Annotated in this window: 9 protein-coding genes and 1 pseudogene; all 10 read left to right on the top strand. The window is 38.2% G+C overall.

Going from position 1 to position 10,186, the window contains the following annotated elements; translation table 11 throughout:
- On the top strand, window positions 1-351 hold a 351-nt coding region (locus FM121_RS14405), incomplete at its 5' end, for a hypothetical protein (protein WP_218778612.1).
- 50 nt (window positions 352-401) lie between these two features.
- Window positions 402-1,721, top strand: a pseudogene (locus tag FM121_RS02610) (IS1380 family transposase).
- Window positions 1,722-2,701: 980 nt separating this feature from the next.
- Window positions 2,702-3,457 (top strand): DeoR/GlpR family DNA-binding transcription regulator, encoded by a 756-nt coding sequence (locus FM121_RS02615; protein ID WP_086950599.1) that lies wholly within the window; start codon window positions 2,702-2,704, stop codon window positions 3,455-3,457.
- A gap of 275 nt (window positions 3,458-3,732) precedes the next feature.
- Window positions 3,733-4,161: a galactose-6-phosphate isomerase subunit LacA gene (gene lacA / locus FM121_RS02620; protein WP_086950600.1), complete on the top strand. Its 429-nt coding sequence runs from the start codon at window positions 3,733-3,735 to the stop codon at window positions 4,159-4,161.
- A gap of 23 nt (window positions 4,162-4,184) precedes the next feature.
- Window positions 4,185-4,700: a galactose-6-phosphate isomerase subunit LacB gene (lacB, locus tag FM121_RS02625; RefSeq protein ID WP_086950601.1), complete on the top strand. Its 516-nt coding sequence runs from the start codon at window positions 4,185-4,187 to the stop codon at window positions 4,698-4,700.
- A 16-nt stretch (window positions 4,701-4,716) separates the two neighbouring features.
- Window positions 4,717-5,652 (top strand): tagatose-6-phosphate kinase, encoded by a 936-nt coding sequence (locus FM121_RS02630; protein ID WP_086950602.1) that lies wholly within the window; start codon window positions 4,717-4,719, stop codon window positions 5,650-5,652.
- Window positions 5,653-5,654: 2 nt separating this feature from the next.
- Entirely contained in the window at window positions 5,655-6,623 is a 969-nt protein-coding gene (gene lacD / locus FM121_RS02635; protein WP_086950603.1) for a tagatose-bisphosphate aldolase, read from the top strand.
- A 31-nt stretch (window positions 6,624-6,654) separates the two neighbouring features.
- The gene (locus tag FM121_RS02640; protein WP_086950604.1) at window positions 6,655-6,966 is read left to right on the top strand and encodes a PTS lactose/cellobiose transporter subunit IIA; all 312 of its coding nucleotides are present in this window, start codon (window positions 6,655-6,657) and stop codon (window positions 6,964-6,966) included.
- A 9-nt stretch (window positions 6,967-6,975) separates the two neighbouring features.
- Complete coding sequence (locus FM121_RS02645) at window positions 6,976-8,700, top strand: lactose-specific PTS transporter subunit EIIC (RefSeq protein WP_086950605.1); 1,725 nt, start codon at window positions 6,976-6,978, stop codon at window positions 8,698-8,700.
- Between the two features lie 17 nt (window positions 8,701-8,717).
- Entirely contained in the window at window positions 8,718-10,121 is a 1,404-nt protein-coding gene (gene lacG / locus FM121_RS02650; protein WP_086950606.1) for a 6-phospho-beta-galactosidase, read from the top strand.
- Window positions 10,122-10,186 lie beyond the last annotated feature (65 nt).

Raw genomic sequence — 10,186 nt, forward strand, 5'->3', positions numbered from 1 at the left:
AAAAGTTTTAATGATATCAATGTTAAAGAATTTGACTATATCTTGTTAGATAGTATTTTTCATTTTTATAAAAATGATTTGGAAAAAGAAACAAAATTGTTAATGCAAATAATAGAAAGTATGGAAGTAGGAGCAATATTAATTAATTGTTTATTAAAGAATAATAGTGCTGAAAAACATTTAAAAAAAATTGTGAATAAATTTAAAATAGAAATATTAAAAGATAACCTGAATTATTCATACTTATTTGTCAGAACTAGCATTTATCCCGTATTAATACCGTTTACCACTTTAATCATTGTTCACCCGTTGGGTGAAGTAAAAAAGATACAAAAAGAGCACACTCTGTGATATTGTAAAGTCATCCAAAACCCAAATACCAAAAAGAGGTGTGCTCTTATATGGAAACTTTACAAGAAAAATCGCTGAAATTCAACTCAAATATGATTGTTTCAAACGATGGAGGACAATTGTCCAATGATGCCGGACTTCTTTTACTTTTTGAGTTTTTACACAAGATTAAGTTTGATGAGATGCTTAAGGAGTTCTTTCATTTAAATGATTCTCGTGCCTATTGTATTCATGAGTACGAAGAAATATTGAAGCAACTAATCGTACAACTCATCGCCGGTTATCCACAAGATTCCGCTGCGAACCGTCTACGCCTAGATCCTATTCTAAAGCAAGGGCTTGGAAAAGATCAGCTCGCTTCTCAATCCATGATTTCTCGCTTTATTCATGAACTGACTGAAGAAAATGTGGCTCAATTCCAACAAATCGCCAAAGGCTTGGCAGATGATTGGATCCACCTTACGAACACACAACACATGGTGATTGATATCGATTCTACGCACTCGGATACCTTTGTCCATCAAGAACACACAGATTTCAACACGCATTACGGTACCAATGGGTACCATCCTTTAGTCGCTTTTGACGGATTAACTGGATTGTTTTTAGATGCCCGACTTCGTCCTGGAAATGTCTATACGTCCAATGCGGCAGAAGACTTTTTAGCCGCTATTATCCGTCAGCACAAGAAACATTCTTGTGAGATGTTTCTGACTGTTCGTGGAGACAGTGGCTTTGCCAAACCAGAGATCTATTCCCTTTGTGAAGAAGAACAAGTCAAGTATGTGATTCGGTTGAAAGTGAATCATAAACTGAAAGATCTCGCACATCACCGCGTGCATTATGGAGAAACCACGGACTTCACTAAGGACGAACACCAATATTTTATTATGGACTATCAAGTAGGTAGTTGGGATATTTCCTGAGAAGTCGCTGTAAAAGCGACTCGTGAAGCTGGAGACCTTCTGTTTACTAAGTATGAGTTTATTGTCACTAACTTTCATGGACTCTCTGCCGAAACTGTATTTAAGCTGTATCAAAAGCGTGGTACGATGGAAAATTGTATCAAAGAAATCAAGAATGGGTTTTCCTTTGATAAGACCGACAGCTCAACTTATGTGGCGAATCAAGCTCGAATGATGATGAGTTGTATCGCCTACAATTTGGTCCATCTCATGAAAGAAGCGACCTTTCCAAAGGAAATGAAACGGTCGACCATTTCAACAATTCGTTTCAAACTCTTTCATATTGCAGGAAGGCTAACGAGTCATGCCAGGCAACTAAGAGTTCGTTTGGCATCATCTCACGTATTTGATTCCCTCTTTTGGGAAGTGCTTGAGAATATTCAATCGCTTGTCCTCTTGCATTAGCTTTTTGAATGAGTCAGACGCCTTTTTTTAAGTAGTGTAAAACCAAGGGGGTGGTATACCCTTTTTTTGGGCGGACCTATCAAACTCTGCCTGAACCGACTTTATTCGAGCCAGTCAAGACAACAAAAATACTCAAATGAACGAAAATAGTCAGTGAAATAGTTATCCACAGATAGCTATGAATTATTCAGGTATAATCATATTTTCTAATTCTAAATCATCATCTTTTTGGCTTTGAGTATTTCTTTTTATTGATTCTTAATAAGTGCTTCTTAGTATTTTCAGGACTTTACACATTGCTTATACCGAATATTGATGTGCATACTTTTGAATGATTTCTATGAGGATAACTAGGCAAGACTAGACGAAGTAGTATCTGAAGAAAGAATAATAGGAATTGAGAAGGCTGCTACAGCTCTTTACGAAGATGAAGTTGATGAAGAGAGAATCTACAAAATAAAAGTGTATCAAAATCGGGTACACAGGGCATTTCAGAATGTGTTGTAAGGAGACTAAAACCTTGCAAAACATTTATTTTAATAAGTGTTCATATGGCGAGAAACTTGGTGTTTTAAGTAACAATAAGCTCCAAAACGAAATTGAACAAAACACAACTTTTTTAACAAAGCCTACAATAAGCGGTTTATAGCACTTTACTAAACGATACGAAATACCTTTCGATGGTTTGAATAGGGAGAAATTAAACCTGTTAATTGATTATGAGCGATTTCGTGACGGTCAATGATTAACGATGCGGTTGGTCGGGGATATCACTTTTTAGTGAATAAATCCGGATTGAATAAAGATAGTACACTGACTTAATAAGTTATATATTTCAATTGAAATAAGGAAACATCCGTATAGATTATATTCAAACATTAGCAAACGCTTTAATGTTTGAATGTTTATAAATTAAACATTAAGTGTAGAGTTTTCTAAAGAAATGTTGTATAGTGAGTTTATAAATGAGGAGGACGGGTATGAATAAATATCAAAGACATGAAGCAATCATTCGATGGGTGAATGAACAAGGAACTGTCAGGGTTTCAGAGATTGTGTCTCGCTATAATGTGTCAGATATGACAGTGAGAAGAGATTTAGAAGAGTTAGATGATCAGGGGCTATTAAAGAAAATCCATGGTGGGGCTCGTAGTAATAGTGCGTTTCAATATAAGGAAATCACGCATGAAGATAAATTTGATAAGAATACGGACCAGAAACGATATATAGCTCAAAGAGCCTCTGAATTAATTGATGAAGGGGATGTAATCTTTATTGGGCCAGGAACGACCACGGCTTTGTTAGCAGAGGTGATTAATTACCAAGCCCTGTCGGTTGTAACAAACTGCCTTCCCATCTTTAATATTCTATTAAAGAAAAAGTCCGAGACATTCCATGTCTATCTACTCGGTGGTGAGATGAGAAGTGTCACACAGTCGTTTGTAGGTGAGATTACGAATATGTCTTTGGAGAATATGCGGTTCGGGAAGATATTTTTTGGTGGTAATGGTGTTAAAGACGGGATTGTCATGACGTCATCTGTCGCAGAAGCCTACACTCAAAAGATGGCATTAGAGCACTCGGTAGAGAGTTATTTGTTATTGGATTCGTCAAAGGTTTGGAAAGAGGATTTCTCTAAATTATGTCACTTATCTGACCTAACAGCGGTAGTTATGGAAGAATCTAATGAGGATAAAAAACAAGCAATTCAAGTATACACAGAATTAATTGTTTAACTAAACACACAATACTAAAGTAAACTCCTTCTAAACTCAAGTCAGTTGAGTTTAGAAGGAGTTTTTTGCATACCAATAAAAAAGTTTTATGGCAATAAAGTTGATTAAATCAACGTTTAAACAATTAATGAACACTGTTTAAACAATAAACGTTTAAAAAGTGTTGACTTTTTCGACATTCGTGATATATTATATGTATAGTAAATCAGAAAGCGTTTTCTACTATCGAACGGAAAAAGGCAAAGCAAAATTAGCAGACATAAAGGAGCAATAAGATGAAAGTTATATTGGGTGCGGATAGAGACGGTAAACAGTTAAAAGAGATTGTGAAGGCCCATCTATTAGATGAGAACTATGATGTGATTGACGTCAGTGAAGAATTAACAGCTGACTTTGTAGATACTACTTTAGCTGTTGCGAAGAAAGTGAACGAAGAAGAGAGACACTTAGGAATTGTCATTGATGGGTATGGCGCAGGGAGTTTCATGGTTGCGACTAAGATTAAGGGGATGGTTGCAGCTGAAGTCTCTGATGAACGATCTGCTTATATGACGCGTGAACATAATAATTCAAGAATGATTACCATAGGAGCCAATATTGTAGGACCTGAATTAGCAAAGAATATTGCTACTGAATTTTTATCTGCAGACTATGATGGTGGACGCCATCAAGTGCGTGTAGATATGTTGAACAAGATGTGTTAATTAAATTAACTGGAGGAGAAAAAATGAAAATTGCTATTGGATGCGATCATATTGTAACCTATGAAAAGATTGCTGTAGTTGATTATTTGAAGAAACAAGGCTATGAGGTCCTTGACTTTGGAACATATGACAATGTCAGAACACACTATCCTATCTACGGGAAAAAGGTGGGAGAGGCTGTAGCGAGTGGCCAAGCAGACCTAGGGATTTGTATCTGTGGTACTGGTGTAGGAATTAATAACGCCGTAAATAAGGTAGCAGGTATCCGTTCAGCTTTAGTTCGTGATATGTCAACAGCTATCTATGCAAAAGAAGAATTGAATGCGAATGTAATTGGTTTTGGTGGCAAGATTACGGGTGAATTACTCATGTGTGATATTATTGATGCTTTTATAGCAGCTGAATATAAAAAAACAGACGAAAACAAAGAATTAATTGCCAAGATTAGTCATTTAGATCATGCAGAAGTAGACCAGACAGACCCAGATTTCTTTAAAGAATTTCTTGAAAAATGGGACCGTGGCGAATACAAAGATTAGGTGAAGAGGTGACCTTATGTCAATCTTAACTGTCACAATGAATCCATCTGTGGATATCGCTTATCAATTACCAACATTCAAATTGGATGATGTCAATCGAGTGAGTAATGTGAATAAGTCTGCAGGTGGTAAAGGCTTGAATGTAACCAGAGTCTTAAAAGAAATAGATGAAGATCTTACAGCAACTGGATTAGTAGGAGGAGACCTTGGGAATTATATTAAGTCTCAATTAGACCAAGGAGCTATTCATCATGACTTTTACCAGATTAAGGGAAATACAAGAAACTGCATTGCTATCTTACATGAAGGAATGCAGACAGAGATTCTTGAATCAGGTCCGACCATCTCAGATGTAGAGGGAGAAGCCTTTAAAAATCATTTTGAAAGCTTGCTGAAGGATGCTGAAGTTGTGTCAATATCGGGTAGCACCCCTTCAGGCTTAGCAACAGATTACTATGTTGAACTCATTATGATTGCTAATGCTAAGGAAGTCCCAGTAGTATTAGACACCTCCGGAGAAAGTTTAAGACAAGTTCTATTATCTGGACATAAACCAAAAGTCATTAAGCCTAATGTGGATGAATTATCACAATTACTAGGCAGAGAATTAGATAAAGATTTAAATCTATTAAAAGAAGCACTGCAAGACAGCTTATTCAATGGTGTGGAGTGGGTCATTGTCTCACTCGGTTCTGAAGGTGCTTTTGCTAAACATAATGATTTGTATTACAAAGTAGACATTCCAACCATTGATATCGTGAATCCGGTTGGATCAGGTGATTCGACTGTAGCAGGAATCGTATCGGGAATCACTCGTAATTATGACGATGTGGCATTGCTGAAACATGCGAACGTCTTAGGAATGTTAAATGCTCAAGAAGAAATAACAGGCCATGTTAATTTGAATCACTATGAGGCCTTATTCAATAAAATTCAAGTTAGAGGAGTATAAAAATGACTAAACTAGATTACCTAAACAAATTGACTGATGATAAGGGCGTTATCTCAGCCCTAGCCTTTGACCAACGTGGTGCCCTAAAGAGAATGATTAGTAAGTATCAAAGTGAGGAGCCAACCGTTGAACAGATTGAACGATTAAAAGAAATTGTATCAGAAGAACTTACACCGTATGCGTCATCAATTCTACTTGATCCAGAATACGGTCTACCAGCTGCGCAAGCACGTGATGATAATGCTGGATTATTACTAGCCTATGAAAAGACTGGATATGACGCTACGACGACCGATCGTTTACCAGATTGCTTAGTAGAATGGTCAGTAAAACGCATTAAAGAACAAGGTGCAGATGCTGTTAAGTTCCTACTTTATTATGATGTGGATGGTAGTGGGTTTGTTAATCTTCAAAAACAAGCATACATGGAAAGAATTGGTTCAGAATGTGCGGCAGAGGATATTCCATTCTTCCTTGAAATTCTTGCATACGACGAAAATATTGAAGATAACGGAAGTCTTGAATTCGCAAAAGTGAAAGCGCATAAAGTGAATGGTGCGATGAAAGTATTCTCTCAAGATCGCTTTGGAGTTGATGTGCTTAAAGTGGAAGTGCCAGTGAATATGAATTATGTAGAAGGATTTGCGAGCGGAGAAGTATTACATTCTCAAGAAGAGGCCAAAGCAGCTTTTAAAGAACAAGATGCGTCAACAGACCTACCTTATATCTATCTAAGTGCAGGTGTAAGCGCTAAATTATTCCAAGATACTTTAGAATTCGCTTATGAAGCCGGTGCGAGATTTAATGGTGTATTATGTGGACGTGCAACATGGGCAGGATCTGTTCAAGTCTTTATTGAACAAGGGGAAGAAGCGGCTCGTGAATGGTTACAGACAGAAGGAAGAAAGAATATAGAAGACCTGAATGAAGTCCTCAATCGTACTGCAGTAGCCTGCGACTTTGGGTTATAATAAAGGTATTCTGGAAAAAGGAGGAACTAACATGAACAAAGATGAAGTGGGAATGATTGGCTTCGAAATTGTTGCCTATGCAGGAGAAGCACGATCTAAACTATTAGATGCTTTGAACAAAGCAAAAGATGGCGACTTTGACGAAGCTGAGAGACTTGTGGCAGAAGCTGAAGAAGTGATAGTTGGTGCACATAATGCTCAGACTGATCTCCTTGCTAAAGAAGCATCTGGCGAAGAGATTGAATACAGTGTCATTATGATGCATGGTCAAGACCATCTGATGACGACCATACTACTTAAAGATCTAATTAATCACTTAATTGGATTCTATAAGAAAGGCTAGGGTAAAGCTATGAATACATTAATTGCTCAAATTGAAAAAGCGAAACCTTTCTTCGAAAAAATTTCTCGTAATATCTATATCCGTGCTATCCGTGATGGCTTTATCGCGGGTATGCCAGTCATTCTTTTCTCTAGTATATTTATTCTACTAGCCTATGTGCCAAACGCATGGGGATTCCACTGGAGTCCTGAAGTTGAGAATTTCTTAATGGTCCCTTATAACTATTCTATGGGAATCTTAGCTTTCTTTGTATCAGGGACGACAGCAAAGTCATTGACCGATTCTATGAATCGAGACATGGAATCAACTAATCAGATAAACTATATCTCAACTATGCTAGCAACGATGGTAGGCTTCTTATTGATGGCAGCCGATCCTGCCCAAGAAGGTGGATTCTTAACGGAATTCATGGGGACGAAGGGGCTAATCACAGCCTTTATCGCTGCATTCGTGACGGTCAATGTCTATAAAGTATGTGTGAAGAATAATGTGACGATTCCAATGCCAGAAGAAGTCCCACCTAATATATCTCAAGTGTTTAAGGACTTAATTCCTTTTACTGTCTCAGTGGTTATCCTTTATGCGGTTTCGTTATTTGTAAGAAGCACACTGGGCGTAAATGTTGCTGAATCTATTGGTACCTTACTTGCGCCTTTATTCCAAGCAGCAGATGGTTACTTGGGGATTACCATTATCTTTGGTGCGTATGCATTCTTCTGGTTCATTGGGATTCATGGTCCTTCAATTGTTGAGCCAGCTATTGCAGCTATTACCTATGCCAACATTGATGTGAACTTACAATTACTACAAGCAGGTGAACATGCGGATAAAATCTTAACATCTGGAACTCAGATGTTCATTGTCACAATGGGGGGTACTGGTGCAACGCTTGTTGTTCCATTCATGTTTATGTGGATGACTAAGTCTAAGCGTAACAAAGCCATTGGACGCGCGTCTGTTATACCCACATTCTTTGGGGTGAATGAACCTCTCTTGTTCGGGGCACCCATCGTCTTGAATCCTGTATTCTTTGTGCCATTTATCTTTGCACCGATTGCCAATGTTTGGATCTTTAAATTCTTTATCGATGCCTTAGGAATGAATAGCTTTACAACGAATCTTCCTTGGACAACACCAGCACCGCTTGGTATCTTGTTAGGAACGAACTTCCAATTCTTATCCTTTGTCCTGGTTGCCGTCTTAATCATCGTGGATGTCTTAATCTACTACCCGTTCTTGAAGGTCTATGACCGTCAGATTCTAGCGGAAGAAGAGTCAGGAGTATCATCGTCTGATGAATTAAAAGCCAAAGTTGAACAGAGCTTTGATACACGTAAAGCTACAGCGATTCTTGAGAAGAGTCAGGTTGAAGAGACTACAACAGTGAAAGCTGAGCCTTCAACAGCTGTTAAAGCGACAGAATCAACTAATGTACTGGTACTATGTGCAGGTGGTGGAACGAGTGGACTTTTAGCCAATGCCTTGAACAAGGCTGCTAAAGAATATGATAGACCTATTAAGGCTACAGCTGGAAGCTATGGAGCACACCGCGAGATACTTCCTCAATATCAATTTGTTATTCTAGCACCACAAGTAGCTTCTAATTATGAGGATATGAAAGCAGAGACGGATAAGTTAGGCATCAAGCTGGCTAAGACAGCCGGAGCGGAATATATAGCATTGACGCGTGATGGTGAAGGTGCTTTAGCATTTGTTGAAGAGAATTTACAATAAGGAATCGAGGCTAATTAATGAAAACATTACCAAAGAACTTTATTTTCGGTGGGGCAACTGCGGCTTATCAAGCAGAAGGAGCCACCAAGACGGATGGCAAAGGGCCTGTTGCTTGGGATAAGTATCTGGAGGATAATTACTGGTATACTGCGGAACCTGCAAGTGATTTCTACCACAAGTATCCCGTTGATCTTCAGCTTGCGGAAGAGTTTGGTGTGAATGGTATTCGAATCTCTATCGCTTGGTCACGAATCTTTCCAACGGGTTATGGAGAAGTGAATGCAAAAGGGGTTGAATATTACCACAATCTATTCAATGAATGTCATAAACGACATGTGGAGCCTTTTGTAACACTCCATCACTTTGATACACCGGAAGCACTTCATTCTAAAGGTGACTTTTTGAACAGAGAAAACATCGATCACTTTGTCGATTATGCAGAATTTTGCTTTAAGGAATTCACTCAAGTAAAGTACTGGACTACTTTTAATGAAATCGGACCTATTGGGGATGGGCAATATCTGGTTGGTAAATTCCCGCCAGGTATCAAGTATGATCTAGCTAAAGTCTTCCAATCACATCATAATATGATGGTTGCCCATGCAAGAGCGGTCAAATTATATAAAGAAGCGGACTATAGCGGTGAGATAGGTGTAGTGCATGCCTTGCCAACTAAGTATCCTCTAGACCCAGAGAACCCTGAAGATGTACGTGCGGCGGAGTTAGAGGATATCATCCATAATAAATTCATCCTGGATGCGACTTATCTTGGAGAGTATTCTGAGAAAACAATGGATGGTGTGAATCACATACTTGCAGTGAATGGTGGACAGTTAGACCTAAGAGATGAAGACTTTGAAGCTTTAAAAGCTGCCAAAGATATGAATGACTTCCTTGGAATTAATTATTACATGAGTGATTGGATGAAAGCCTTTGAAGGTGAGACAGAGATTACACACAACTCTAAAGGAGATAAAGGTGGATCTAAATATCAGATTAAAGGTGTCGGCCAGCGAGAATTTGATGTTGATGTCCCTCGTACTGATTGGGATTGGATGATTTATCCTCAGGGCTTATATGATCAGATTATGCGCGTTAAAAAAGATTATCCGAATTACAAGAAAATCTATATCACTGAGAATGGATTAGGCTATAAGGATGATTTTGTTGATGGAACTGTCTATGATGATGCACGAATTGACTATGTGAAACAACATTTAGAAGCCATTTCAGATGCGATACGAGACGGCGCTGTGGTTGAAGGATACTTCATCTGGTCTCTCATGGATGTCTTCTCTTGGTCTAATGGCTATGAAAAACGCTATGGACTATTCTACGTAGATTTTGAGACGCAAGAACGCTATCCAAAGAAGAGTGCCTATTGGTACAAAGAACTTGCAGCAACTCAAGAAATTAAATAATGACTTAAAAGGGAGACGCGGGTCTTCCTTTTTAATTTGTCGACTAAGTTAGAAAGTTAATTTTA

The organism is Vagococcus fluvialis bH819, assembly GCF_900163795.1.
Classification (GTDB): domain Bacteria; phylum Bacillota; class Bacilli; order Lactobacillales; family Vagococcaceae; genus Vagococcus; species Vagococcus fluvialis_A.